Annotated in this window: 24 protein-coding genes and 1 pseudogene; 6 read left to right on the top strand and 19 right to left on the bottom strand. The window is 63.5% G+C overall.

The genetic code is table 11. The features are described from left to right. Positions 1–66 precede the first annotated feature (66 nt). The gene (gene queC / locus ACQVLG_RS10705) at positions 67–780 is read right to left on the bottom strand and encodes a 7-cyano-7-deazaguanine synthase QueC (protein WP_230506544.1); all 714 of its coding nucleotides are present in this window, start codon (positions 778–780) and stop codon (positions 67–69) included. A 223-nt stretch (positions 781–1,003) separates the two neighbouring features. Between queC and ACQVLG_RS10700 the strand changes: the two genes are divergently transcribed. Together ACQVLG_RS10700 and ACQVLG_RS10695 are read left to right on the top strand one after the other, a co-directional pair. Next, positions 1,004–2,920 carry an autotransporter assembly complex protein TamA gene (locus tag ACQVLG_RS10700; protein ID WP_474294431.1) on the top strand — a complete coding sequence of 639 codons (1,917 nt, stop codon included), beginning with the start codon at positions 1,004–1,006 and terminating at the stop codon, positions 2,918–2,920. 81 nt (positions 2,921–3,001) lie between these two features. Continuing rightward, positions 3,002–5,443 carry an AsmA family protein gene (locus ACQVLG_RS10695; protein ID WP_474294429.1) on the top strand — a complete coding sequence of 814 codons (2,442 nt, stop codon included), beginning with the start codon at positions 3,002–3,004 and terminating at the stop codon, positions 5,441–5,443. An 87-nt stretch (positions 5,444–5,530) separates the two neighbouring features. On the opposite strand, the gene ACQVLG_RS10690 is transcribed toward ACQVLG_RS10695, so the two are convergent. Then, entirely contained in the window at positions 5,531–5,668 is a 138-nt protein-coding gene (locus tag ACQVLG_RS10690; protein WP_474294427.1) for a hypothetical protein, read from the bottom strand. Between the two features lie 146 nt (positions 5,669–5,814). On the opposite strand from ACQVLG_RS10690, the gene ACQVLG_RS10685 reads away from it, so the two are divergent. Both ACQVLG_RS10685 and ACQVLG_RS10680 read left to right on the top strand, forming a co-directional pair. Continuing rightward, positions 5,815–7,350: a translocation/assembly module TamB domain-containing protein gene (locus ACQVLG_RS10685; protein ID WP_474294425.1), complete on the top strand. Its 1,536-nt coding sequence runs from the start codon at positions 5,815–5,817 to the stop codon at positions 7,348–7,350. A 241-nt stretch (positions 7,351–7,591) separates the two neighbouring features. After that, on the top strand, positions 7,592–7,876 hold the full coding sequence (locus tag ACQVLG_RS10680) for a DUF6289 family protein (protein ID WP_474294423.1): 285 nt from the start codon (positions 7,592–7,594) through the stop codon (positions 7,874–7,876). Positions 7,877–8,126: 250 nt separating this feature from the next. Here ACQVLG_RS10680 and ACQVLG_RS10675 read toward each other — a convergent pair whose 3' ends face one another. After that, on the bottom strand, positions 8,127–8,366 hold the full coding sequence (locus tag ACQVLG_RS10675; protein ID WP_034753464.1) for a hypothetical protein: 240 nt from the start codon (positions 8,364–8,366) through the stop codon (positions 8,127–8,129). Between the two features lie 24 nt (positions 8,367–8,390). Further along, positions 8,391–8,543, bottom strand: coding sequence for a hypothetical protein (locus ACQVLG_RS10670; RefSeq protein ID WP_168208500.1), 153 nt, complete (start codon positions 8,541–8,543; stop codon positions 8,391–8,393). 214 nt (positions 8,544–8,757) lie between these two features. On the opposite strand from ACQVLG_RS10670, the gene ACQVLG_RS10665 reads away from it, so the two are divergent. Further along, positions 8,758–9,294, top strand: a complete 537-nt coding sequence (locus tag ACQVLG_RS10665) for a CcdC protein domain-containing protein (RefSeq protein WP_474294421.1) — start codon at positions 8,758–8,760, stop codon at positions 9,292–9,294. Here ACQVLG_RS10665 and ACQVLG_RS10660 read toward each other — a convergent pair. From ACQVLG_RS10660 to ACQVLG_RS10625, 8 genes are all read right to left on the bottom strand, one after another. After that, positions 9,288–10,097, bottom strand: coding sequence for a hypothetical protein (locus tag ACQVLG_RS10660; RefSeq protein ID WP_474294419.1), 810 nt, complete (start codon positions 10,095–10,097; stop codon positions 9,288–9,290). The two genes, ACQVLG_RS10665 and ACQVLG_RS10660, sit on opposite strands and share 7 nt — an antisense overlap. A 72-nt stretch (positions 10,098–10,169) precedes the next feature. Then, complete coding sequence (locus ACQVLG_RS10655) at positions 10,170–10,766, bottom strand: nucleotidyltransferase family protein (protein WP_474294417.1); 597 nt, start codon at positions 10,764–10,766, stop codon at positions 10,170–10,172. Between the two features lie 2 nt (positions 10,767–10,768). Next, complete coding sequence (locus ACQVLG_RS10650) at positions 10,769–11,776, bottom strand: DUF4424 family protein (RefSeq protein WP_474294415.1); 1,008 nt, start codon at positions 11,774–11,776, stop codon at positions 10,769–10,771. Beyond that, positions 11,773–14,604: an ATP-binding protein gene (locus ACQVLG_RS10645; RefSeq protein WP_474294413.1), complete on the bottom strand. Its 2,832-nt coding sequence runs from the start codon at positions 14,602–14,604 to the stop codon at positions 11,773–11,775. The genes ACQVLG_RS10650 and ACQVLG_RS10645 overlap by 4 nt, the downstream gene beginning before the upstream one ends. A gap of 8 nt (positions 14,605–14,612) precedes the next feature. Continuing rightward, positions 14,613–15,347 (bottom strand): hypothetical protein, encoded by a 735-nt coding sequence (locus ACQVLG_RS10640; RefSeq protein WP_230541351.1) that lies wholly within the window; start codon positions 15,345–15,347, stop codon positions 14,613–14,615. Continuing rightward, positions 15,340–16,710, bottom strand: a complete 1,371-nt coding sequence (locus ACQVLG_RS10635) for a hypothetical protein (RefSeq protein WP_152284932.1) — start codon at positions 16,708–16,710, stop codon at positions 15,340–15,342. The genes ACQVLG_RS10640 and ACQVLG_RS10635 overlap by 8 nt, the downstream gene beginning before the upstream one ends. Positions 16,711–16,933: 223 nt before the next feature. Then, positions 16,934–17,698, bottom strand: a complete 765-nt coding sequence (locus ACQVLG_RS10630) for a DUF3108 domain-containing protein (RefSeq protein ID WP_474294411.1) — start codon at positions 17,696–17,698, stop codon at positions 16,934–16,936. Further along, positions 17,699–18,820 (bottom strand): DUF3108 domain-containing protein, encoded by a 1,122-nt coding sequence (locus ACQVLG_RS10625; RefSeq protein WP_474294409.1) that lies wholly within the window; start codon positions 18,818–18,820, stop codon positions 17,699–17,701. It lies immediately after the preceding gene. A 152-nt stretch (positions 18,821–18,972) separates the two neighbouring features. Here ACQVLG_RS10625 and ACQVLG_RS10620 point away from each other — a divergent pair, with 152 nt between their 5' ends. Continuing rightward, positions 18,973–19,677, top strand: coding sequence for a PhaM family polyhydroxyalkanoate granule multifunctional regulatory protein (locus ACQVLG_RS10620; RefSeq protein WP_474294407.1), 705 nt, complete (start codon positions 18,973–18,975; stop codon positions 19,675–19,677). A gap of 21 nt (positions 19,678–19,698) precedes the next feature. On the opposite strand, the gene ACQVLG_RS10615 is transcribed toward ACQVLG_RS10620, so the two are convergent. From ACQVLG_RS10615 to epsC, 7 genes and pseudogenes are all read right to left on the bottom strand, one after another. Then, a complete protein-coding gene (locus ACQVLG_RS10615; protein ID WP_230514293.1) occupies positions 19,699–19,989 on the bottom strand; it encodes a hypothetical protein in 291 nt (96 codons plus the stop codon). Beyond that, positions 19,979–21,709 (bottom strand): response regulator, encoded by a 1,731-nt coding sequence (locus ACQVLG_RS10610; RefSeq protein WP_474294405.1) that lies wholly within the window; start codon positions 21,707–21,709, stop codon positions 19,979–19,981. Before ACQVLG_RS10610 ends, ACQVLG_RS10615 begins: the two co-directional genes overlap by 11 nt. Positions 21,710–21,720: 11 nt before the next feature. Then, complete coding sequence (locus ACQVLG_RS10605; protein WP_474294403.1) at positions 21,721–22,440, bottom strand: sensor histidine kinase; 720 nt, start codon at positions 22,438–22,440, stop codon at positions 21,721–21,723. Between the two features lie 157 nt (positions 22,441–22,597). Continuing rightward, on the bottom strand, positions 22,598–24,397 hold the full coding sequence (locus ACQVLG_RS10600; RefSeq protein WP_474294401.1) for a family 2A encapsulin nanocompartment cargo protein cysteine desulfurase: 1,800 nt from the start codon (positions 24,395–24,397) through the stop codon (positions 22,598–22,600). Continuing rightward, a pseudogene (locus ACQVLG_RS10595) lies at positions 24,372–25,300 on the bottom strand (family 2A encapsulin nanocompartment shell protein). The gene ACQVLG_RS10600 and the pseudogene ACQVLG_RS10595 overlap by 26 nt, the downstream one beginning before the upstream one ends. Positions 25,301–25,417: 117 nt before the next feature. Further along, positions 25,418–25,642, bottom strand: a complete 225-nt coding sequence (locus ACQVLG_RS10590; protein WP_086147172.1) for a helix-turn-helix domain-containing protein — start codon at positions 25,640–25,642, stop codon at positions 25,418–25,420. Positions 25,643–25,649: 7 nt separating this feature from the next. After that, positions 25,650–26,636, bottom strand: a complete 987-nt coding sequence (gene epsC, locus ACQVLG_RS10585) for a serine O-acetyltransferase EpsC (protein ID WP_474294399.1) — start codon at positions 26,634–26,636, stop codon at positions 25,650–25,652. Positions 26,637–26,639: the final 3 nt, after the last annotated feature.

Genomic DNA, 26,639 nt, shown 5'->3' with positions numbered 1-26,639 from the left:
TGTGGCAAAAACCACAGCATGGCTTGTCCCCCTGCCGCGCCGCTTGAAGAAACGGCGCAACACCACTTACTTGGCGGCCTTGCGCGCAGCGTATTGCTGGTAGCCGTTCGCGCGCAGGGCGCAGGCCGGGCACGTGCCGCAGCCATAGCCCCAGTCGTGCAGCTGGCCCCGCTCGCCCAGGTAGCACGTATGCGTGCCGCTGCGGATCAGATCGACCAGCGGCTGGCCGCCCAGGTCTTCCGCCAGGTCCCAGCTTTGCGCCTTGTCCAGCCACATCAGCGGCGTTTCCAGCTTCAATCGCGTGTTCATGCCCAGGTTCAGAGCCACTTGCAGCGCCTTCATCGTGTCGTCACGGCAATCCGGGTAGCCGGAGAAATCCGTCTCGCACATGCCGCCCACCAGCACTGTCAAGCCGCGGCGGTAGGCCACGGTGGCGGCCACCGTCATGAACAGCAAGTTGCGTCCAGGCACGAAGGTATTCGGCAAGCCGTTTTCCTGCATGACGATCTCGACGTTCTGCGTCATGGCCGTATCGGAAATGGCGGAAATCAGCGACAGGTCGATCATGTGGTCCTGGCCCAGGCGGCTGTCCCACTCGGGCGACTGCCGGCGCATCTGTTCCAGCACGCCGGGACGCACGGTCAGCTCGATCGCATGGCGCTGTCCATAGTCAAAACCGATGGTTTCCACTCGGCTATAGTGCTTGAGGGCCCAGGCCAGGCAGGTGGTGGAATCTTGCCCACCGCTAAAGAGCACCAGTGCGGAGTCAGTTGCTAGCATAATTTCTTTCTTTTCAGTTTTACTCTGTTGCAATCGTGCGCGGGGAAACGTGATTCCCTGCGCAAAAAATACTTATTCGTCCGCCATCAGTTTACCTATTCCGGTAACATGCAGTCAGCATTTACTCATCTGGAGCACCATGTTTTCTGCACGACCCATACGGCATACAGCTGCCGGCAAGGCGATACGACCACGAATTTTGGCACAAGTAGTGACAAAAGCAATGGGTCAACTGACACTGGCGGCCGCCGGCAGTGTCATCTCGCTGTTTCCCATCGCCCATGCCGGCGCGCAGGAGGGTACGCAGGAACGCACGCAAGACGCCGTTGCGGACAGCCCCGCCACGGAAGCGGCGCCCGCCCCGCTGCAGTACGAGGTCAAGGTGAACGCACCCGGCGACCTCGATGAGTTGCTGGAAAAAAACCTGGACCTGGAACGCTTCCGCGGCAACCCGCGCATGGACCGCGAGCAATTGCAGCGCCTCGTGCGCGATACGCCCGAGCAAGCCAGGAACCTCATCGCCACGGCCGGCTACTACACGCCCGTCGTCACGGTGCGCGTCGATACGACGGGCGCCAAACCCGTCGTCATCGTCGACGTCGACCCGGGCCAGCCCGTGACCGTCGACAAGGTCGAGCTGGAATTGCGCGGTTTCGACCCCACGCCGCCGCTGGCCGCTTCCGAGCCCTTCGATACGGAAGCCCTGAAGCGCAGCTGGTCGCTGAAATCGGGCAGCGTGTTCCGCCAGGCGGAATGGGAGTCCGCCAAGCGCGCGCTGCTGCGCGAAGTGGTGCAGACGCGCTACCCGCGCGCCCAGCTGGTCGATACGCAAGCCGTGGTCGACCCGGAAACGCACAAGGTGTCCTTGCTGGTGTTGCTCGACAGCGGCCCCGAGCTGCGCTTCGGCGAGCTGCGCATCGAAGGCTTGAAGCGCTACGATGCCAGCATCATCCGCAACCTCGACAAGATACGCCCGGGCGACTATTACAGCGAATCGGCGCTGCAATCGTTCCAGGCACGCCTGCAGGACACGGGCTACTTTGCCAGCGTGGAAGTGAGCGCCGACATGAGCAGCATCCTGGGCGAACAGATCGAGGCGGGCCAGGAAAGCCAGCAAGCCGAGGCCGAAGGTGCCAGCGCCGGGGCCGCCGCCGAAACCAAGCCCGCCAACCGCGGCCCCGCGCCGCTGCTGCCGCTGGTCGTGCGCGTGACGGAAAACAAGCAGCAGAACGTCAGCGCCGGTCTCGGTTTCAGTACGAATACGGGTAATCGCGCCCAGCTCAACTACGACAACCTGAACGTGTGGGGCACGCGCTTCAAGAGCGCGCTCACGATGGAAACGAAGAAACAGGCGGCGCACGCCAATTTTTACTTTCCGACGACCGAGCGCGGCTACAACGACAGCGCGGGCGCCTCGTTCGAGCGCAGCGACATTTCCAACGAAATCACGGCCGTCACGACCATCTCGGCCAAGCGCAACTGGGGCGGCACCAACCTCGAACGCAGCCTGACGTTCGAGTTCCTCAGCGAAGACAAGACCGTCGTGGGCCTGGAACAGACGCGCAGCAAGAGCTTGCCGCTGACCTATGCCATCACCAAGCGCAGCCTCGACAGCCTGCTGTTCCCCACCAAGGGCTATGTCATCAATGCCCAGGTGGGCGGCGCCCTGCTGCCCGTGCTGACGGACGAGCGCTTCGTGCGCGTGGCCGGCAAGGCCGTGTATTACCGTCCGCTCGGCGAAAAAGGCGAGCTGATCGTGCGCGGCGAAATGGGCGCGCTGGGCTCGAAGGAAAAACGCGGCGTGCCGGCCGTCTACCTGTTCCGCGCGGGCGGCGACCAGTCGGTGCGCGGCTATGCCTACCAGGAACTGGGCGTCAAGGAAGGCGACGCCACCGTCGGCGGGCGCTACATGGCCACCGCCAGCGCCGAATACCAGTACTGGTTCAAGCCGAAATGGGCCGTCGCCGCCTTCTACGACGCCGGCAACGCGGCCGATACCGTCAAGGCGCTGACGCCGAAATCGGGCTATGGCCTGGGCGGGCGCTACAAGAGCCCCGTCGGTCCCATCAATGTCGACGTGGCATATGGCCACGCCGTCCACGCCTACCGTTTGCACTTTTCTCTGGGATTCACTTTCTGATGTCCGATATTTCTACCGAGTCCCCCAACGGCGCCGCGCCGCCACCGCCGGCGAAAAAAACCGCGCCGCTGGCCCCGCTACGTGCTGATCGCCGTCGCCAGCCTGGCCGTGCTGCTGGGCGCCGGCTTCTGGTTCCTGGGCCGCGAATCGACCCTGCAGATGCTGGTGCAAAAAGTGGCCAGCGCCAGCGGCGGCGACATTGAAGTGTCGGGCGTGTCCGGCTCGCTGTACAACCGCATGCACCTGGGCCACGTCAGCTACCGCAGCAAGACGCAGCACATCACGGCCGACAACATCGACATCAACTGGTCGCCGTTCCAGTTCTTTTCGGAAGGCATCGCCATCAGCGAACTGCACGTGGCCAGCCTGGCCGTGGAAAGCACGGCGCCGTCCGAGGAACCGTCGACCATGCCCGCCAGCCTGGCCGCGCCTTTTAAAATCGGCATTGCCGACGCGCGCCTGGACAAGGTGACCCTCGTCAGCGCGGGCGGCAATACGGTGTTTGAAAAGATCCACTTCACCTTGTCGGGCGACAAGTCGCAATGGCAGCTGGAAGACGCCTCGGCCCTGACGCCGTTCGGCCAGGCCACGGCCAGCGCGACGATTGCCGCCACGCAGCCGTTCAAGCTGTTGGGCAAGGCCGGTTTGACGCAGCTCAATGCCGCCGCCGGCGAAAAACCGGCCGCCCTGGCGCTGCAGCTGGGCGGCGACCTGAACCTGCTCAACGTGACGGCCAAGGGCAGCGCGGGCGCGGCCACGGCCGACGCCCGGCTGGCGCTGGCGCCGTTCGACCCCGTCATCATCCTGCGCTCGGCCAGCATTCAGGGCCGCAACATCAATCCGGGCAAGTTCGACGCCACCTTGCCGCAGGCGGACCTGAGCCTGGAACTCGATGCCGCCATCGACACCCGGCCGGCCAGGCAAACCGTGTCGGGCAAGCTGGCCATCCTCAACCACGCCACGCCGGGCCCCATCGACCAGCAAAAGCTGCCGCTGCGCCAGTTCGAAGCGCGCCTGGGCGGCACCCTGACGGCCACGACGCTGGAATCGGCCATCATCGATTTCGGCAACGCGGGCAAGTTCACGGGCAGCGGCAAGCTCAACCGAGACGCCGTCGATGGCCCCATCGGCAATGCGCAATTGACCTTGCACACGGACAAGATCGACTTGCAGCACATCTACAGCAGCATCAACAGCACGAAGATCGTCGGCGATATCGTGCTCGACAGCGACGGCAAGACGCAAACCCTGCGCGCCAAACTGGGCGAAGCCAAGCTACGCCTGGACGTGGAAGCGACGCTGGCCGACTCTCTGGTGCAACTGCGCAAGGCCACCTTGCAGGCAGGCAAAAGCAGCGTGAATGCGACGGGCCAGATCAGCCTCAAGGACGAGCAGCCCTTCAAGGCCGTGGCCAGCACCAGCCGCCTCAATCCCGCCGATTTCGGCGCCTTCCCCGTGGCCGACCTGAACCTCGACGTGCGCGCCAACGGCCACGTGGCCCCCAAGTGGCTGGCGAATGCGGACTTCACCGTACGCCCCAGCAAGCTGCTCGATCAGCCCCTGTCCGGCAAGGGCAAGCTGACGGCGGATGCGGCCCATTTCAGCGGCATCGACGTGCAATTGGCTCTGGGCAAGAATAACGTCACGGCGAAAGGCAACTTTGGCGGCGCCGGCGAAAAACTCAACTGGAACGTCGATGCGCGCCAGCTTTCCGCCCTGAAAAGCGACTTGCTGGGCGCCGTGCAGGCCAGCGGCGTGGTGCAAGGCACCGTGCAGCAGCCGCGCACGAGCTTTGTGGCCGATGCGAAAGGACTGGGTTTAACGAGCGGCAAGCGCCCGGCAGCGGGACAGCGCCATCCACGCCAGCGGCGAAGTGGGCTTGACGGGGCCGAAGCAGCAGGCGGAATTGAAAATGACGGGTTCCTTGCAAAAGATCAACCCGGCCGCATTTGGCGCATCCCTGCCCAACGGCAACGTCAATGCGGATTTCAACGGCAGCGGCCGCCTGACCAGCGACTGGCAAGTGGCCCTCAACCTGGCCCTGCGCGAATCGACCCTGCAAAACGCCCCGCTGGCCGGCTACGCCAAGCTGTCGGCCAACGCGAAACGCATCGACAGCGTGGATACGGAATTGCGCCTGGGGCCGAACAGCCTGCTGGCCAAGGGCGCGCTGGGCGGCGCCACGGACCAGCTGACGTGGAAACTCGATGCGCCGCAACTGTCGACCCTGGGTCCCCGCTTTGCCGGCGTGCTGCATGCGGCCGGTTCCGTCTCGGGCAAGATGGACGCGCCCGCCGCGCAGCTGACGCTCGATGGCAAGGATCTGACCTTCTTTGGCGACCAGCAATTGAAAGCCGTCAAAGGCAGCGCCAGCGTGGGCGCCGGCCAAGGCGCGCTCGACCCCATGGTCAGCAGCCTGGAGATCACGGGCTATGCCACGCCCACCTTCAAGCTGGCCAGCGCCCGCCTGGGCACGACGGGCACGCGCGGCAGCCATACGGTGAGTTTGACGGCGCGCAATGACGATTTCGATGCCACCGTGCAAGTCAAGGGCAGCCAGAGCGGCGCCGCCTGGACTGGCACGATCGACAGCCTGCAAAACAAGGGCCGCTATGCGCTCGTGCTGCAGGCGCCCGTGCCCGTGAAAGTGGCGGGACCGGCCGGCGGCGGCGTGGCGGGCCTGGGCCAGCCGGAACAGATCAGCGTGGGCAACACCGTCATCAAATTACCGGCAGGCAGCATCACCATGCAAAGCCTGGTCAAGAACGGCCCCCGCTGGACCAGTTCCGGCCAGGCGGCTGGCGTGGCCCTGACCTATCTGGCGCAGGTCATTCCCTCGCTGCAAAGCCAATGCGCGCAGCGACCTAACCCTGGGCGCGCAATGGTCGCTCGACATGCAGGTGCCGACGGCCAAGCAGAAAGACCCGTCTTTGGCCGGCATGCTGCACGTCTACCGCGAAAAAGGCGACGTGACGGTGGGCGTGGAACAGCCGCTGGCACTGGGCTTGCGCACCTTCGATGCCCGCGTGGATGTCGCCAACCAGCAGCTGCGCCTGGCCGTGAAACTGGATGGCGCGCGCGCCGGCCAGAGCGATATCAATGCCACTGTGCAAATGCTGAACGGACGCATCAGCAACGACAGCGCCCTGTCCCTGACGGGCACCACCAGCATCGATTCGCTGGCCTGGCTGGCGCCGCTGACGGGCCAGCCTGGCCTGGAGCTGGGCGGCGCCCTGAAAGTGGCGCTGGCCGGCAGCGGCACCATCGGCGCGCCGCAACTGAATGGCGACATCAACGGCAGCAAGCTGCTGGTGAACTGGGCCGACCAGGGCTTGAAATTGCGCAATGGCGTGCTGCAAGCCAAGCTGGCCGGCGATCAATTGCAATTGCAGCGTTTGAGCTTTGACGGCGGCGATGGCAAGGTGCAGGCAGATGGCTGGGTACGCTTTGCAAATGGCGAAGCGAGCCTGGAACTGAAGCTGATGGCCGACCGCCTGCAGGCGCTGTCGCGCCCTGACCGCACCTTGATCCTGTCGGGCAACAGCACCCTGGTACGCAACGACAAGCGCTTCAGCTTCGAGGGCAAGTTCAAGGCCAACCGCGCGCTGATCGAACTGGCGCCGCAGGATACCCCGACGCAAAGCAATGACGTGGTGGTGCTGGGCAAGGAAGCCAAGGGTGGCAAGGAAGCGCCTTCGCTGCCCCTGAATATCGACCTGGAATTTGACCTGGGCAACGCCTTCCACCTGCGCGGCATGGGGCTCGATGCGGATCTGGCCGGCAATGTGCGCGCCAGGGTCATCAACCGCGCCGCGCCGCGCGTGACGGGCAGCATCAAGGTTGTCACAGGTCAATACGCGGCCTACGGCCAGAAACTGTCGATCGAGCGGGGCTTGATCGCCTTCACGGGCGCCTACGACAACCCGTCGCTGAACATCCTGGCCGTGCGCAAGCGTCCCGAAGGCGAAGCCCTGTCGGAAACGAATGTGGAAGCGGGCGTGGAAGTGCGCGGCACGGCCCAGGCGCCGACGGCCAAGCTGGTGTCCACGCCGAGCGTGTCGGACAGCGACAAGCTGGCCTGGCTGATCCTCGGCCACGGCGCGGAAACGGCTGCCGGCGATGAAATGGCCTTGCTGACGACGGCCGCAGGCGCCCTCTTCGGCGGCTCCGGCGGCGGCTTGCAGGGCAAGCTGGCCAATTCGCTGGGCCTGGACGAAGTGGGCCTGTCGCAGGCGCAAGGGCTGGAAAGCACGGTCGTCACCGTCGGCAAGCGCCTGTCCTCGCGCGCCTACCTGACGTTCGAGCAAGGCACGAGCACGGCGACGAGCCTGGTGAAACTGCGCTATAAGCTGAACCGCCGCATCACTTTACAGTTCCAGACGGGCACGAACAATGCGCTCGACGTGTTGTACACGTGGGCGTTCGATTGACCGTCCGACCGCTCGACAATACGGACAGCCGGTAATCAATGCCGCTCAGTGCAGACTGAGCGGCATTTTTTTATCGATGGCTGATCACGAAACGCATAGGCGTAAAAACAAAGAATGGCGAAATTGGCGCAACCAAGAATTCCCGAGAATCATGCCAAAAAAATAAATTATTAAGATACAATCAATTCGCAGCAAATTTATGGGGATATATTTTTTTGAATTTTATAATCAAGGAAAATAGATGAAAACCAAAAAGAAAATTGCTTTTGCCGCTACGCTTGCAACATTGCTGGTTGCCGCCGCGGCTTACGCCCGGCCGATGTATTCCATTAGCTACACTTACTATTCCGATGCATCGTACTCGGACTACGTAGGCGGCGCAGAGTTCACCTGCTCGGGCAGGATGATTTATTGGGGCGACAAACACCGTACCGCACGGAAGACATGCAAATGCCATGCTCCTCCACCGGACCGGAATTGCCCGGAACTGGCCACGGCTACCCATAAAATATTTACGCAGAAATAATAGAATATCGTGAAGCACGGGACAGCATACATTTGGCATGTATGAATATTGCACTTTTAAAAACATGAGCACCGAACCCGGAAAATGACATGTTGTTCCGTAAAAAAAGCCCGCTACGCGGGCTTTATCTTTCCAGGACTTTTAAAAATGCATTCCAGGGCCGCGATGACGGCCGGATTTTCGCCCCCATATCGGAAGGAATGATGGGGCAGGAACCCGCCGCACTCTTGCGGCAAAGGACGCCAACGGCTTACTCGGCCACGTCGAGTCCCCGCTCGATCATGCCTTCGACATACGCGCGCAGATATTGTTCCAGCGCGGGGCCGGACAGCACGTTGGCCGTCAGCGCGCCGTGCGGCGAGCCTTTCAGCACGCCGTCGTGGTACACGCGCGCAATCCAGGCCACGTCCGCGCCCTGGGTGTAATCGAGTTCATAGTCGAACGATTCTCCGCTGACTTTGCGTGTGTAGACTTCCTTGACAATTGCCATCTAAAACAGCCTTTCTTGACGAGATTAACTGGGATGCGGGTGCGGCACGGGATCGTCCTGCGGCACCGGGTGCACAGGCCCCGGATGGTGCCCGGGCGCTTCTTGCGGCTCCGGCGCCGGCATGGGTTCATCGACGGGCGCCGGGTCGGGCGCGCGGTGGGCATGGATGACTGACATGGCTGGCCTCCCTGCAGACAAAAGAAGACCATACCACGAGATGCCCGCCACCTGTCCATATTTGCCTGCCGGCCTGGCGTCCGCGAACGGCGGCATGGCGCGACAGGGCATAGTGCTTGCATGCCATGTAAATGTCAACAAGCAACTTTTACCGTTTGACAAGCATCGCCGCCCGCCCCCATCTGGCTTACAATCGCTGTTTTACTGTACCCGAATGCCTACATGGAAAACCACTACCCTTGCCCTGCTGTTACTGGTCCCGCTGCTGGTCTGGCGCATTTATTCGCGCCTGAAGAAACTGGTGGCGCGCCAGAAGTCGCAGCTGTGGCGGCACTGGACGGTGGCGGTCGCGTTTCCCGCGCTGCTGCTGTTCCTCGCGACGACGACGAAATTCGACGTCCTGCCCCTGTCCAGCCTGGGCGCGGCGGCGCTGGCCGGCGGCTGGCTGGGCGTGCTGGGCCTGAAGCTGACGCGCTTCGAGCAGGTCGGCAAGGATTTCTTCTTTACCCAGCACCGCTACCTGGGCCTGGCCATCACGATGCTGTTCATCGCCCGATTGCTGTACCGCGGCATGGAAATCTACCTGAACTCGCGCCTCGACGTGCCCGTGCCGCCGCCGCCATTCGGCCAGAGCCCGCTGACGATGGCCGCCTATGGCCTCGTCATCGGCTACTACGCCGTGTACGCGTGGGGCCTGGTGCGCTGGCGCCAGCGCAACCAGCCCCCTTCAGGCTGCCGAGTAACTCAGTAGTACTGGCACAGGCCGGTACACGTCGTCACCGACAGCGCCTGGCGTATCGTCGCCAGCGCCGGCGCCAGGGCCGGATCGATATCCTGGTCCGCCTGCGCAAGACTGCCCAGCAAACGCTCGCGCAACGGCGGCGCCATCAGCGCCACATTGGCCGTGGCGTGCTGCGCCGCCGCTTCCAGCATCCGCTTCTTTTGCGCCACGCTCCAGAACGGCACTTGCACGAACTGCACCACGCCAACATACATGGTGGTCGACCCCTTGCTGAAGGCGCGCGCGCGCATGCGCTCGGGTCCGCTCACCGCATCCGCCGGCTGGGCACTGAATTCCTGCTCCATCAAGCCAATCAAGTGCGCATGACAATGCATGCCAAAGGCAAAAAAGGTACTCATTTCATCGCCATAATTGGCCAGGTTCTGCGTTACCTGGTCCGTGCGCGCCTGCTGCAATTCGGCCCCGGACAGCGGCAGCGGCCGCTCGCTGCCGAACGTGTAATACGCCTTGCCGATGTTGGTTGCCCGCTCGCACAGGGCCACGCTCTGGTTCAGGTCCTGCAGCGCGGCGACGGGCGCCTGGAACAGGCGCGGCGCATCGGTAATCCGCTCAAACAACGCTGCCACGCCAGGATCGCCCAGGCGCGGCAAGCCGCTCTGCATCGTTGCCTTGGCCATCAGCGCTTCCAGCTGGCCGCTGGCTTGCTGGAAATCGGTATAGCTGTCGGCCCAGGCGGCGGGCGCCACGAGGGCGGAGGAAAGGCAGAACAGGCGGCCGAGGCGGCGCAGCGGCATGGAAATTGACAGGGACATGGGATCAGGAAAACACTATTGGAAAATTGGCAATTATAGGCAATTTGTATCCACAGTGCATTTAATTGTGTTTTACACCACACTTACCTGGGCGATGATGGTGACGCGCGGCCAGCGCGCCGCATAGTCCTTGCCGGCCAGGCGCTGCGCATAGCCGTCCAGGCTGATGCGCGCCGGGTTGCGCCGCACCACCATATTGAACAGGTCATCGAGGCCATGCGGCGCGACGATGATGCCAATCTCGCCGTCGGGCTGCAGCCAGATGCCAACCGAGGTGGCAAATTCGGGCCAGGTAGCGATGGCGTCGTCGAGCGACAGCAGGGGCGGCACGGCGTAGCCAAACTCAGCTTCGAACCACAGGTGCACCCGGGCCTGGTTGCATACTTCCCATGGCAGGCCTGGCAGCACAGCTTCCAGGCGCTGGCGCAGCTGCACCTCGCTCTCCGCAAGCACATCGTGCGCATCGAAATACGCCACGTCGATGTCGCTCAATGCCGACGGTTGCGCGTAGCCGTGCAAGGCATCCCACACGAGGTTGCGCACGGCGCCGGCGCCGATGCAGCAGTGGGGCAAGCCCAGCTGCGCCACGGCGTGCAGGGCCTGCATGCACCACGGCGTGGCGCGGGCGATGGCGCGCAGGCGCGCGGCCAGCGCTTCCTGCGTGCTCATTCCTATGGCCGTATCTGCGGCGCCACGCCGTCGTTGCTCACCGTGCCTTCGACATTGCCGAAATACACGTCCAAATCCTGCTTCGGATGGAAGTTGCGCAGCTTGACTTGCAAGGTGGTGGGGTTGATCTTGGTGAACGTGCCGGGGAAGCACAGGCTGATCAGCTCGTCCGGTTTGCCCTTGATCAAGTTCAAGGTGAAATCCTCGATGCCATTCTTCCAGGTGTTGCCCGTCGTCAAAATGTACGACACCCACACGGCGTTGACGAAGCCGCTTTCGCCCTGCTGGGCCGCCAGGCGGTTCCACGTCTTGTAGAACGCCTTGTCGCCGCAGTATTTCTTTTCGAACTCGTTGCCATCGCCCAGGTAAGAAGCGCCGGGGCCGGCCGCGACGAATGGCGCATATTGATGGCGCACGCGCACGACTTTACCGGCGGGGAATTTCTGCTGCCACAGGTAGATGACTTTCACGGTCCAGGCCGGCACCCATTCCTCGTCGTACAGCTGGGCCAGCAAACCCTCCTTGATCATGATCTTGCTCTGCGCGGCCGTCAACGGCGCCACCTTCTTGTCGAACGGCGTGTGCGACGGGAAATAGGCAATTTGCGCGTCCGACAGACCCAGCTGGCGCAAGCGGGCCGTCACGTCCTCGGCGTCGAGCTTGGCGACAAACGTGGTCTTATAGTCCTTGCGCTTGCCATCCACGTCGACGGTAAACTGCTGCGGCTGGCCATAATACGTGGGCGAACCGTGGTAGCCGGCAGAGTATTCGGGCAGCGGGAAAAAGATCGTTTCTTCCACGTCCCTGGCCGATTCATTGAGAAATTCGTACTCGACCTTGATCAAGTCCGTGCTCACGCTGAGCACTTCCTTTTTCATGGCCACGGCGTCCGTCTTGCCGAACAGGATGCCGCCCGCGCTGACGGAACCGATGCCGTCGTTGGCCACGGCCGGCGCCGAACACGCCAGCGCCAGGGCCGCAGCCAGAACCAGCTTGCGCACGGCCATCATGCGGCCTTGCCCGGTGCGGGGTCGATCCGGCGCTGCAGCACGAAAATCGGTTGCGCCCATTGGGTATCCTTCTTTTTCTTGCTCGTGATCAAGGTCAGCTCCGAGGGATCGTAGACATCCGTGTTGTGCGTCAACGGCGTCGTCATCAGGTATTGCGCTTCCGTATTTTTCAGGAATTCGCCGACCAGCTGAATGTTGCGGATATCGAGGTGGGCAAACGGTTCGTCGATGAAGACGAAGCCGCCGGAACCGTCTTCCGACTTCAGCAAGCCAATCAGCAGCACCAGCGACTTCATCACCTGCTGGCCGCCCGACGCTTCGCCATCGTTCATGCCGATGACGCCCTTGCCGTCGAATTTGAAGCGCACGTGCAAGCCCGCCTGCGACAGCTGCACGTCGTCGTTTTCCAGGCGCACGGGGTCGGCATGCACTTCAATGCCGGCCAGCTCGCCCAGCTCCTTGATGTTCTTGCTGTAGGTCTTGATGGTGTAGCGCAAGCGCTCCATGTAGGCGCCGCGCGCATTGCCCGTCGCTTCGATGGCGCGGTTGTTCTGGTAGCGGCGCTCGTCCGTTTCCGACTGGCGGCCATGCAATTGATCCGACAGGCGGTGGTGCTGGTCGATGACGGTGGCGTCGAGTTCCCAGTCGTCGCGCGCCAGGCTGTTTTGCAGGCTGGCCACGCGCAAGTCGACCTGGTGCGCATTCTGGTGCTCGGCCACGAGGGCCGCGCGGCGTGCGGGACGGCGCCAGCTCTTCGGCAAGTGGCGCCACGCATGGCGCAGGGCCAGCAAGGCGCGCGCATGCTCGGCGCGCTGTTCGATCTGCTTCTTGTAACCGAGGCGCGCACCGGCTTCCGCTTCGGACAGGGCCAGGCGCGCGTTTTGCCACACGGTATCGGCACGCGTGCGCGCCACGGTGGCGTTCTTCGTCAGATTCTGCAGCTCGCCCAGGCGCCCGCCCACTTCCAGGCGCTCTTCCTTGAGCGGCTTCGAATTGCGCAGCGCTTCGGCGAATTCTTCCTGGCGCGCACTGAGTTCCTTGGCGGCATCGACGCCGGCGATGCGCGCTTTTAACGCACCCACTTCCGCCGCCAGCTTCGAAATCGCCAGGGTCAAGGTGTCTTCCTGGCCTTCCAGGCCCGGCAGCGAGCGCAGCAGCGCTTCCAGGCGGCCGCTGCGGCCAGCCTGGCCGAAGCGGTAGCGCGACGCTTCCACGAACAGCGAGCGTCCGCCGCGGCGTTCACGGTGATACGCCTCGGGCGTGATCCATTCCTCGTGATTGCCCAATTTAAAGCCTGCTTCGACGGAATCGACGCGGGCAATGCGCGACAGCTGCTCGATCAGCCAGCTGGGCACGGGCGCGGAAAATTTCACCACCGCCAGCAGGCTCTCGTCTTTCGCCACCGGCGCCGTGACCAGCTCGGGCACGATGAAGTGGCGGTAGCGCTCCTTCTCGGCCAGGCGATAGGCAGCGGCCGCATCCTTGGCCTTGTCGAGCAGCACCACCGAGGCGTAACCGCCCAGTACGCCTTCGACGGCGCCCTGCCAGCGGCTGTCCGTCACTTCGACGATATCGGACAGCATGGCGTGGGCAATGCCCGCGTCGCGCAGCGCGCGGCGCATGCCGCGTACATTGTCCGGCTCCGGCATGGCCGTCTTGCCTTGCAGCGCGGCAATCGTTGCCTGCTCGCCCGCGATACGCGCCGACAGGGCGTCGCGCTGCTGGCGCTGCTGCAGCAATTGCGCTTCCTTCTGTTCCAGCTGGGCCGCCACTTCGGCGATGTCGCTGCCCGAATCGGCCGCCAGCTTGTGCAAACGGTCCTTCTGTTCCAGCAGGCTGTCCAGCGGTTTCAGTTTGGCATTGATCAAGGACAAACGGCTCTGCAAGCCGATCGACTCCTGCTCCAGCAGGGTTTCATTCATCTGCGCGTCGGACAGGGCCTTCGCCTGCGCGGCCAGCGCATTGCGTTTATCCGTCAGCTGCTGGTCGGCCTGCGCCATTGGTTTACGCGCATCGCGCAATTGCCGGCTGGCAATGGCCGCCTTTTCGCGCGCCTCGTGGTATTGCAGGCTGGGCAATACTTCTTCCAGCAAGTTGCGCCGTTCCTTATGTAAACCTTCCCACTGGTGGTAATTGGCCACGCGCAAGCGCAAGCCTTCCAGGTTGGTCTTTGACGCTTCCAGTTCCGTTTCGAAGCGTTTCAGCTCCACTTCCGTATCGCGCTGGTGGCGTTTGGCTTCATCGTAGGCGTCCAGCACTTCCTTGTCGCCGAACACCTGGAACACCAGGTCGAGCAGCTGGCGTGGCGCGTATTCGCACAATTTGTCCGTCTCGCCCTGCTCCAGCGCCAGCACTTTCGACATGGCGGGCGACAGGCCCGCATTGGCCAGGCGCTTGCGGTAGTTTTCCACGCCGAGCCAGTCGTTGGCGTCCGTGATGTCCTCGATCTGCACATTGCCCGGGCGCATCAAATACTGGCGCTTCCAGTCGCCGCCGTTCTTCTGGATCTGGCAAAACAGGGTCACTTCATCGTCGCTGAAGAAGCCGGAACTGCGGAACGGGCGGTTCGACAGCTGCTTGCCCACGTTCTTGTTGTCGACCACGGCGCGCAGCCAGGCCGTCTGCTGGCCCGAATGGCGCGCATAGTGTTTATAGGTGCGGCCCATCGAGCAATCGAGGCCGAACAGGGTGCGCAAGGCGTCGAGCAAGGTGGTCTTGCCGGAGCCGTTCTGCCCCGCGATGGTGATGATCTTCGCGTCGAGCGGAATATTCTTGATGCGCTGCCAGTAATCCCAGTGCACCAGTTCAAGTGATTTGATATGAAACATGGGCGCTTTCAGTGAGGGAGGTCGGACGCAGGCTCGTCGCCCGCGTCTGGCAAGTCGCCGATATCGGCGGACAGGTCGTCTGTCAGGTCGGCATCCGGGTCGACGGCCACCAGGCGCGCCGGCGCCCGCTTGAACACGTCGGCCAGGGCGCCGTTGATGATGCGCTCTTTCAAGACATCGGTATCCATCATCAGGTCGAGCAGCGGACCTTCCAGGATGAAGTCGCCGCGCCGCTCGATGAAGCCCAGCTTGGCCAGGGTGCCCAGATTCATGTCCATGCGCGTCTTCTTGCCCAGCTTGTCTCCGAAGTCGGACAGCAGCGCCTTGTAGGAAATGCCGATCGACGCGTCTTCCGCGCGTGGCAAGGGCTTTTCCGTGCCAAACATGTCATTTTGATCATCATCGGCGTGCTGGTGCGTTTCCTGGCGTTCACGCTTGGGCAGGATAATCTGCGCCCACAGCACCACCAGCAAGGCCACGCCATCGCGCGCCAAACCAAAATTGTTGTTTTGCCACACGTCGCGCGCGCCGAAGATCTTCGGTTCGATGGTGCGCGTCAGGGCCAGCGTCACATGGTCGGCGTACACGTTGTCGAGCAGTTTCAAGCCGCAGGCCAGCAGGCGCGCATCGATTTCGGCGCGGAACAGCTCGTCGGACAGCACGCGCTTGACGAGCTTGTCGTCGCGGCGCAGGGTTTGATGCGTGAGCAGGCGCGCAATCAGGATTTGGGAATCGTCATTCATCGGCGGTGCCGCTATCTAAATCAAGTGAAACATTCAGTGAAAGCGAGGCGATCGACATGGCCGCCACGTGGGGGTCGGTCAGTTGGACCATCTCGTCGGTCGGTGTAAAGGTAATCGGCAAGCGGGCCAGTTCGGCCGTCGAGCCTTGCAAGCTCGCTTCGGATACGTCGCCGAGCAGCGGCAGCATGGAGGCGCGGTACGAGGCCACGGCAAAGCTGGCCGGCAGCAGCGAATCCTGCACCGGTACGCTCTTCGGGCCCTCTTCGCCGATGCTGGGGAAATTACCCAGGCTGGCAAAGTTCGACAGGCGTTCGAGCAAATCATCGAGTTCAAGCTGCATGGCGGGACCGTCGCTGATGGTGGTGGGCGCGTCCTCTCCGCTGGGCAGGCCCGTGTTGGTGACGCCTGCCGCCCGTTCGGACAGCAGTTCCGTTTCGGCCACGTCGATCATTTCGGCCGGCGTGGAGAACAAGGGGACGACGGGCTGGTCGATGGCGCCTTCGGCCAGGCTGGCCAGGTCGTCGTGCAGCAGCAGCCAGCGCTTGATGTCGGTGGTCGACAAGCCCGACTGGCCCAGGTGCACGCGCTGGCGCTCGATCTGGTTCAGGGCGCGCGAAAACATGCCTTGCATGTTCAGCAATTTACTTTGCGCGCGGCCAATCGCCTGCGCCGCCTTGTGCGTGGCGCTGTCCGCGTTTTCATCGGAGGTGATGGCCACGAGAATCTCGGAGCCCTTCTCGACCCAGTCGCAAGCCATGTTCCACTTCGCCTGCGCCGTGCGCAGCCGGAATTCCGAACCGGAGGCAATCGCGTCGGAGAATTCCTCCGTCAAGTCGACCAGGCGCCCCAGCAGATGTTGCAATTGTTCCACGGACACGCCGCCGACGGCTTGCGCGCCGGCCACCTGCGACAGCAAAAAGCCCATTTCGGCCTCGTCTTCCGTCTGGCCCAGGCCCAGCAGGCTGTCGATGGCGGACAGCACATTGCGCGCCATGGGCGTGACGCGGTACACGCCCTGCTGCGCATCCCAGGCCAGCAGCTGGTTCGAGCGCAGGCGCAGCAAGACCGTTTCCAGGCTTTCCGGCAACAGATAGGCCAGTTTCGTGTTGATATCGGCGCGCGTATAGGCGGACGTGGCCGCATCGGACGCCAGCTCGCGCAACACCAGCAGACGCACCAGCACGCCATCGAAACCGCCATGGAACAGGGCCGTAAACACTTGCAGCAAGGGTTGCGCCCGCTTCAAGTGAAAGACTTGCTCGATCTCGTCGGCCGAAATATTGGGCTGGAAATGCGCCTGCAAGGAATCGTGATGCTCTTGCTCTGTCTGATTTGCATCCGTTGCCACGGCTGCACTTGCCATTATATCAATCATTCTTTTCCGGATGAGTGTTCAGCGGGCGGCGCTGCGGACTAACGCGGCGCTGCGGGGCGGGGGCGTCAGTATATCAGTTCTGACATGCAATTTAGCGCATGGGAGGGGGAGGTGCGGACACGGCGCAACACAGCCGCAGCACCGTGCCGGGCTAGAATGGCCAAACAGCGAAGCAAACCCTGCCTGCCTGGCCCCGCACACTGGTGAGCACTTACTTTTTATTGATCTTCTGCAAGGTTTGTTCGACGTAATCGCCGTCTTCATCGGCAAACGTCACCTTCACGGGATACCATTCCAGCGACGGCGCCAGCCACAGATCCACTTGCTGGCCCTTCTTGTCCGGCGGCGGCGCCTTGACCAGGTGGATGGCGGCCACTTCGCCCAGGCCGGTGGCGACCTTGTCCTCCTTGACGACCTTGAAGGTCCACGGCTCGGCGTCGTGGCGGCCGGCAACGAAGAAGCTCCATTCCGAGCCGGGCGTGAATTTCTCGGGTGCGGCGCGCGCCACGCTGACCAGTTGCCAGACGGTGCTGTTGCGGTCCTGCTGCTCGCCGCCTTTCAGCGGATAGCTGTCATCGCCTTCGCTGAAGACGATGGTCTTGCTGTCGCGCTTGAAGGTGGTGGTGGCCGCTTCCTTGCGGAAGCGTTTTTCCACGAACTGGACCGGCGCCAGGCCGTAATCGTCGACCGCACCTTCGCTGCGCTGCTCGAGGATCTTGCCGAACAGGGCAGCCTTGGTTTCGGCCAGCAGCGAGTACTTGCCGTCGCCGGCGCGCCAGTTGCTGACGGATTCGCCCGACAGCGCAATGCCGCGCTGCCTGGCCTTGATCGAGTAGACGAGGTCTGCCGATGGCGCCAGCTTGTACGGGCGCTTGATGACGGGATGCTCCACAGGCGCGTCGGCCATGGCTGGAGTCAGGGTGGCGGCCAGCAGGCTGGCGAACACAACGCGTTTTAAAGTAGTCAAAGTAATCATTTATTTTCCTGTAGCGTCATTGACGCGAATTTGGGTCACGGTTTGCGTAGTCAGCGCCCCGTTCGCTTCGGTATTGCGTATTTGTACCGGATACCATTGCATGGACGGCGCCAGCCAGATATCGAGCTGCGACGAATACGTGCCGGGCTTCGGTGGCCGGCGCACATGCCAGGTCACCAGGCGGCCCATTTTGGTCTCCAGTTCTTCCTCGCCCACCAGCTGGAAGCGGAACACGGTCGCTTCCTTTTCCTCGCCGACGAGGATGTCGATATTGCCCGCCAGCTGGTTGACGTCGGCGCGGCCGATGGCCGCCAACTGGAACGGCACGGTCGCCTTGTCCTGCGCCCCCTCCTGCCATGGCACCGTCGCCGTCGTGGCCGAAAACGTGATGGCCCTGGCGTCGCGCTTGAAATGCGTGGCCGTTTGCGCGCGGCCCTTGCGTTTTTCCGTGGCCGTGACGGGCACGATGCCGCTGCCATCGATCAAGCCCTCGCTGGTCAGCACCAGCAAATTGATGCGGGTGATCAGCATGCTCAAGCCCACTTCCAGCTTCAGCTGATACGTGTCGCCCCGGTTTTCCCACGCCATGGCGGCCACGCCCTGCCACTTGGTGCCGTCCGCATCGCGCCGGTCCACGTGCAGGTCGAACTGGGCCGAGGCAGGCGCGTTCGTCTTGTAATGCCGGGCCTGCTCCACGGGCGGTGGCGGCGGCGCGGCAGCCGGCGCGGGCGCGGCAGCCACGGCTGGCGCGGGCGCCGTGATGGCCGGGGCAGCCACGGCTGCCGGCTCGGAGGTGGCAGGGCCTTCCGGCGCGTCGCTGGCAGGCGCCGTCCACTGTGGCACTTCGCTCGACGGCAGCGCAGTCGGCGGCGGCGGTGGCGGCAAGCGGGGCTCGGGCACGGGCACGGGCCGCAGCTTCGGCGGCGGAGGCGGCGGCGCCGGCACGGGCCTGGGCGGCTCGGCGATCAAGGCCATGCTGACCATCTGTGCATGATCCTGCCCCAGCGGCACCATGCCGGCATGCGAGGTGAGCCATTCCAACGCCACGTAATGCAGTGCGCCGATGACCGCGACAAAGACGACGGTACGGCGGCGCGGTGGCGAAAAGAAGGAGTCAGGCATCATAGGCCGTAGTGTAACGCTTCCGCCCCGCTTCCCGCTTCTTGCCCGTGCTCAACTCTTGATGTTTTATGTAAGAAAATGTTGGTGGCATTGCGTCAGTTGCAAGCCGATATCTGCTACGCTAAGGCTATCCATCTACCAGGAGATTTCGCATGGCAAACCCGCAAATGCCCCAAATGCCGGGCGCAGCAGTTGTGACCGATACGCTCGACTTCGTCAAAAACCTGTGGGGCAGCATGAGCGTGCCCGGCATGGGCGTGCCTGGCATCACGGCGCCCACCATGTCGGTGGAAGAGCTGGACAAGAAAATCAGCGACCTGAAAGCCGTCGAAGCATGGCTGAACCTCAATACCAGCATGCTGCGCGGCAGTATCCAGGCATTGGAAGTGCAGCGCGGCACCATCGCCACCCTGAAATCGATGGGCGCTTCGCTGGCGGCGGCCATCACCCAGCCCGGCGCCAGCGAGAAAACCGTGTTTGAATCGGTGCCCTACGCTTCCGCGTTTTTCCAGCAGGCAGCACCTGTACCTGAACCAAAACCGGCTCCCGCACCTGTGCCCGCGCCGGAACCGGCTGCGGCGGCGCCCAGCGATGCCGGCAGCCAGGCGGCAGCCCAGCTGGCCAATCCAAGTGCCTGGTGGAATTTGTTACAAGATCAGTTCAAGCAAGCCGTGTCGACGGCCATGTCGCCCGACGCCGCCAGCGCGGCAGCGGCCAGCTTTGGCAGCGCGAGCAAAGCCAAACCGGCAGCGGGCAAGCCTGCAGAAGCAGGCACGGCAGCCAAGGCCAAGGCCCCGCTGCGCAAGGCGCCGGCAAAACGCGCGGCACCCAAGTCCAAGGCGCCAGGCAAATCCTGACGGCCCGGAGAGGCGATATGATCAGGCGATACGATGAATGCGGATCGCCTCGATCTGATTGTCGGCCTGGCGTTTTACGTCACCGATCGTGATCAGGCCTTCGTCGGCCAGCGCCTTGGCGTGCTCGTACGAAGACTGGAATGTTTCCAGCGTGTCTCCCTTGGCGGCCACCGGGCGTACCCAGGCAACGGCGCCGACTTTCATTTTTTTGTATACTTCATTGACCACATCACGCATAGTTTCTTCCTTATTGTTGTAGAGCAACTCAAGCGCAGGCGAACCCACGCTGGCCCCTAGTTTATCATCCGGCACGCTCCCGCACGGCTTTTCCCCCTTTTTCCGGCGCCGGCGGCGCTTTTTCCGCCACCACGACGGCCTCTTCCGGCCCGGGCGGGGGCGTCAGCTGCACCAGTTGCTCCATCAATTGCGCGAAGCGCTGCTGTCCTGGTGCAATTTTGTCTACATACAACAACACTTCCATCGCTTCGGCCGCCAATTCTGCCTGGTAGCCGCGCTGTTCCAGGAAGGACACGATGATTTGCGCGGAATTGAACAGGATGCGCAGGTTGTTCGGCAGTTTTTCGCGCGCCGCGCGCATCCACGCCACCGCTTCGTTGAGCTTGTCCGTCTTCCACAGCAGCACGCCCTTGTTCATCAAGTCCGACGCTTCCTTGCGCGAGGCGATGATCAGGCTCGTGCCCTCGTCGCCCATCTTCGCCTTGTCGAAGATTTTCTGTACTTCGTCCTGCACCACCTGGTTGTCGTGGTTGTTCTTCACCACGTAGCACAGCAGGCCGGCCGGCGCATCCTTGACGCCGACGGCGAACAGCAGGGTCGCCAGTTCCATGCAGATACTTTTTTCGGGCCGCGCCGGGTCTTCCAGCAGCATGGCTTCCAGTTCGTCGCCGCACTTGCGCGCGCGCCGGTAGTCGCCCGTTTCGTGGTGCACCATGCCTTCCGTGATCTTCGCGCGCAAGCCGATCTGCTCGGGCGAGAATTCGCGCTGCGCCAGCAGCAGCCATTGCAGCGCTTCCTTGGCATCCTTTTTCAATCCGCACACGCGCGCCAGGCCCAGGTAGGCGTCCGGCGTCTTCATGACGGAAAATTCCCCGATGGAAATACATTTGCGGAAAGCCTTTTCCGCCATGCTGACATTGCCTATTTTTAAGGCAGCGAGGCCCAGGTTGCGCTGGCGCGGCACGGAATTGGGCGACAGGCGCGCCGCCTTTTCCAGCACGCCGCACGCTTCCTCGTGCTGGCCCATCAGCTGGTAGGCGACGGCCATCTGGTCGTAGGCATCGATGTAGTACTTGTTTTCGACGATCACGCCCTGGAAAATCTGCCGCGCCGCCTCGTGTTCGCCGTTATTCATGCGGATCTTGCCCAGGCCCGCCCTGGCCCAGCTGTAATCGCGCTCGGCCAGCACTTTTTCGTACACGGCGCGGGCTTTTTCCGGCTCGCCGCTTTTCAGCAGCAAACTGGCCTTCATGCGCAGCAATTCCAGCTCGTGCAGCTTGTTGACCTCGATCTGCGCATCGCACAACTTGGCCGCGCGCAGATAATCCTTTTCCATGCAGGCCTGGTCGATTTCGCGGAATACCTGCTTCTTGTGCCACACGCGGTTCAGGCGCGTCAGCAGCACGCCTTCCGTGATGGGCTTGATCAGGTAGGCGTCGGGCTGGTGCTCGGCCGCGCCCATCACCGATTCCACGCTTTTTTCGGCCGACACCATCAGCCACACGCTGGACGGCGCCGTCAGATTGCGCACGCGCGTCTCTTCCAGCACTTGCTGGCCATTCTTGCCTTCGCCCAGGTTGTAATCGCACAGCACCACGTCGTAGCGCGTCTTGGCCAGCAGCTTCATGGCTTCGCCGCCGCTGGCCGCCTGGTCGATATGGCGCGCGCCCAGGTTGCGCAGCGATTCGCGCAGCAGGATGCGGATGCCGATGAAGTCGTCGACCAGCAGATAATGCTTGTCGGCCCAGTCGGTGCTGCCCGCTTCGGCGGCAGTGGCGTGGCTGTCTGTCGTCATGGCATCCTCGTTCAGGGCAGGCGCAGGATGAAACAGCCGCCGCCCAGGGCGCCGCCGTTTTCCAGGGCGATGCTGCCGCTGCTGCCCCTGTGCTTGTGCATCTTTGCCACTTCGCTGGAAAAATACAGGCCCAGGCCCGTGCTGTTGGTGGAAAAATTCACGCCGGCCGCCATGCCATCCATGGCCGCGCTGCCCGCGTCGAGCAAGGCCTGCGTATAGCCGTCGCCATTGTCTTCCACGCGCAGCTCCAGCATGCCCGCGTGCTCCCGCACGGACAGGCGGATCGTGTCCTTCGTGTAGCGGATGGCGTTGTTGATGGCATGCGCGAGCACGCCGATGACGAGGTCTTCATCGAGGGTCCAGATCAGCTCCGGCGGGCAGGCGGTTTCCAGATGGATGCCTTTCGAGGCCAGCAGGATCTTTTCCTGGTCCACCACCTGGTCGATGACCTGGCTCACCAGTTGCGGCTGCACGTCGAAGGGGTAGCCGGGCTTGCCCACTTCCTTGTACAGGGCCAGCAGCTGGATCAGGTTATCGTTGAGGCGCTTGGGCTGGTACAGCATCTGCGCCATCTGCAGGTAGGCGGGGTCGGCCTGGGGGGCTTCTTTCGCCTGCTCGGCCGCCAGCAAGGATTCCAGCGTGCCGCTGACGACGCTGATCGAGTTTTTCATGTCGTGCACGGTCGACGCCAGGAACAGGAATAGCTCGGGCGAGCTGTGTTGATCTTCCACTGGATATCTCCTTGGGGCCGCAGCTTGAATATTGCCAAGGATAAATTATACCGCCAGCCTGCGGGCGCCAGCCAGCCGCGCGCAAAGTCCGTGATCTGACGCAACAATGCCGCCCCCGCTGGCGCAAGGGCGGCATTCGCATGACAAGGCGACAATATCAGCGCCGGGCGCCCGTCAGGCGGCGTACCACGGCGATCATGCGGTCGATCTCCTCATACGTGTTGTAGAAGGCGAACGATGGCCGCACGGTCGCTTCCACGCCGAAGCGGCGCAAAATCGGCTGGGCGCAATGGTGCCCCGAACGCACGGCGATGCCCTCGTCGTTCAGGGCGCGCCCCACTTCCGCCGGCTCGTAGCCGGCCAGCACGAACGAGGCCACGCTGGCCTTGTCCAGCGCCGTGCCGATCAGGCGCACGCCGGGAATGGCCTGCAAGTGGTGCGTCGCGTACTCCAGCAGCGCGTGCTCGTAGGCGGCGATGTTTTCCAGGCCGATGCGCTGCACGTAATCGATGGCCGCACCCAGGCCCACGGCATCGGCGATATTGCCCGTGCCCGCCTCGAAACGGTTCGGCACGCCCTGGTAGACGGTGCGCTCGAACGTGACGTCGGCAATCATGTTGCCGCCGCCCTGCCACGGCGGCAATTGCTCCAGCAAGTCCGCCTTGCCATACACGGCGCCGATGCCCGTCGGCCCGAACACTTTATGCCCCGAAAACACATAGAAATCCGCACCGAGCGCCTGCACGTCCACGCGCAAATGCGACACGGCTTGCGCACCGTCGACCAGCACGCGCACGCCGGCCGCATGCGCGAGCGCGATGATCTGCGCCACGGGCGTCACCGTCCCCAGCGCATTCGACACCTGCGTCACGGACACCAGCTTGGTACGTCCGTTGAGCAGCTTGCGGAACTCGTCGAGCAGTACCTGCCCGCTGTCGTCGACGGGAATCACGCGCAGGGTCGCGCCCTTTTCCGCCGCCAGCTGCTGCCACGGCACGATGTTGGCATGGTGTTCGAGCTGCGAGACGATGATCTCGTCGCCGCTGCCGATGTACTTGCGCCCAAACGTGTTGGCGACCAGATTGATGCCTTCCGTGGCGCCGCGCACGAAGATGATTTCATTGGCCGAGGCGGCGCCAAGGAAGTTCGCCACCTTGGCGCGTGCCGCTTCATACGCATCGCTGGCGCGCGCCGCCAACGCGTGCGCGGCGCGGTGGATGTTCGAATTCTCGTGCGCATAGAAATACGACACGCGGTCGATCACCGATTGCGGCTTGTGCGTGGTGGCAGCATTGTCGAACCAGGCCAGCGGCTTGCCGTTGACCCGTTCGGCCAGCACGGGGAAATCGCGCCGCACGGCGTGCACGTCGAACGGCGCCGGCGTTTGCCCATGCCCTTGCTGCCGCGCAGGCAGCCCGGTCTGGAAATAGAACGCGGGCTGGCCGTTGGACGGCGTCACGGGCAGCTGGCGCGCGGGTGCCTGCTGCGGCGTGGCAAACAGCCCTCTTAAATCATCGGGGGCCGCTTGTCCCAGCCCCTGCTGCGCCAGGCCATCGAGCTTGCCATTCGACGCGGGATAGCCATGCGCGCCACCGATAAAATAATACGGCGACGGCGCTGCAGGCGCATTGATCGCCGACAAGCGCGGCGTCGGCACGGAGGCCGGTGCCGGCGCGATGGGCGCTTCCAAAGGCGCCGTCACGGGCGGCACCTGCGCCGTCGCCACGCCGGGAGCGATGGCGGCGAACGCAGGGCCGGGCTGGGGCGGCGCACGGTTGACATAGCGGGGCGCCGCATCGAGCACGCTGCCGGAACCGCCAAGGCTGGGGGATTTATCGAGACCAGGCAAGCGCGCGAAAAACTCGCCCGCCAGGCGGTTCAGGGTCGCTTCATCGGGTAAAAACGGGACGGCAGGCAAGCCTGCCGCGCCATCACTTGTAGGTGTCTGGGTAGTCATGGTATTTACCGATCTCCACGTCTTCCAGTACGGCCAGCGCATCGTCGGTCAGCACGGCCAGCGAGCAATACAGCGAAATCAGGTAGGACGAAATCGCGTGGCGGTTGATGCCCATGAAGCGCACGGACAAGCCCGGGCTTTGCTCGCCCGCCAGGCCAGGCTGGAACAGGCCGATCACGCCTTGCCGCTGCTCGCCCGCGCGCAGCAAAATGATTTTCGTCTTGCCGTCCTCGATGGGCAGCTTGTCGGACGGCACCAGCGGCACGCCGCGCCAGGTGAGGAACTGGGAGCCGAACAGGCTGACGGTCGGTGGCGGCACGCCGCGGCGCGTGCATTCGCGGCCAAAGGCGGCAATCGCCAGCGGTGGGCGAGGAAAAAGCCCGGTTCTTTCCACACTTTCGTCAGCAGTTCGTCAAGGTCGTCCGGCGTGGGCGCGCCCGTCAGCGTAAAAATGCGCTGGTCGTCGTGCACGCTGGCCAGCAGGCCGTAATCGGGATTGTTGATCAACTCGCTTTCCTGGCGCTCCTTGATCGTCTCGATGGTCAGGCGCAGCTGCTCCTTGATCTGGTCGTGCGGGCTGCTGTACAGATCGGACACGCGCGTGTGCACGTCGAGCACCGTGCTGACGGCATTGAGAAAATATTCGCGCGGCTGCTCGTCGTAGTCGACGAAGGTTTGCGGCAGTTCCGACTCGTCGCGCTGCGAGCAGGCCACGCGCACGTCCTTCGGGTTTTTGACGCGATTGAGGCGGTAGATACCCGCTTCCACGGGCAGCCATTGCAGCAGGTGCACGAGCCAGCGCGGCGTGATCGTGGACAGCTGGGGGACGCTCTTGCTTGCATTGGCCAGCTGGCGCGCGGCGTTATCGCCCAGCGCAAACTGGCTATCGGTTGCTTCTGCCATGACTACTCCTGATGAGAAAAGTGAATATGCTTATCTGAAAAACAAATAAAGTATCGGGCGTCTCCCCATTCTTCTCAACATGCTATCGCCATCATCGTGGCGCTGAATCCACCCGCTTTAATCCACCAGTTCCGGTTCGCAGCGCGCCATCAATCCCGCCAGGCCGACGCCCAGCGCGATGGCCAGCTTTTCCACCGTCAGCAGCGACGGCGTGGCGGCGCCCCGTTCGATTTCGCCGATAAATGAACGGTTCAAGTCGGCCGCTTCGGCCAGCCGCTCCTGCGACCAGCCATGCCCTTCGCGCAACTGGCGCACGGCCAGTCCAAACTGTTTGATCAACATGCTGTCCTCATGGGTGGTGGGCAAAGACGGGGTGGGATGGCGCCGGCGGCTCCGGTGCTTCCTGCTGGTTGTGCGCTTGCGTGACGTGGCTGCCGGGCGCCACGCTGCGGGTCAGCCAGACATTGCCGCCGATGACGGAGCCCTGGCCGATGGTCACCCGTCCCAGGATCGTCGCGCCCGCATAGATGACCACGTCGTCCTGCACGATGGGGTGGCGCGCCAGCCCCTTTTTCAGTACGCCGTCGGCGCCGGCGGGAAAGCGCTTGGCGCCCAGGGTGACGGCTTGATAAATGCGCACCCGTTCGCCGATGATGGCCGTCTCGCCGATCACCACGCCCGTGCCATGGTCGATGAAAAAGCTCGAACCGATGACGGCGCCCGGGTGGATGTCGATGCCCGTCTGCGAATGGGCCACTTCGGCGATGATGCGCGCCACCAGCGGCGCGCCGAACGCGTACAAGGTATGCGCCAGGCGGTAGTGGATGATGGCCAGGATGCCCGGATAGCACAGCAGCACTTCATCGACGCTGTGCGCGGCCGGGTCGCCATGGAAGGCGGCCGCCACGTCCGTGTCGAGCTGGGCGCGGATGCGCGGCAGCGCGCGGGCGAAGCGCTGCACGATGGCCAGCGCCTGCTGTTCGATGGACACCGCCTGCTGCAAGCCGTGCTGGCGCGCGTGGTAACTGAGTTCGCGCCGCACCTGTTCGTGCAGGCCCGTCAACGTCGTGTCGAGCGTGTGGCCGACAAAGAAATCCTCGCTCTCCTGCTGCAGGTCGAGGGGGCCCAGACGCATGGGGAACAGGGCCGCGCACAGGGCTTTGATGATGTCGTGCAGATGCTGGCGCGACGGAAATTCGCGCGCGCCGCATTCCTGGCTGCTGGCCAGCCCCTCGCGCCACTGCGCGCGCACGGCGCGCAATTCATCGACGATCTGGTGCAGTTCCCATTGCGGCTGCGCGGCAAGGGAGGCCGGGGGAATGGCTCGCTGGTTCATGGT

It is taken from the genome of Janthinobacterium sp. TPC_1 (genome assembly GCF_056037845.1).
Note: the sequence above shows the minus strand (reverse complement) of the source record. Positions and strands in the feature narration are given on the sequence as shown.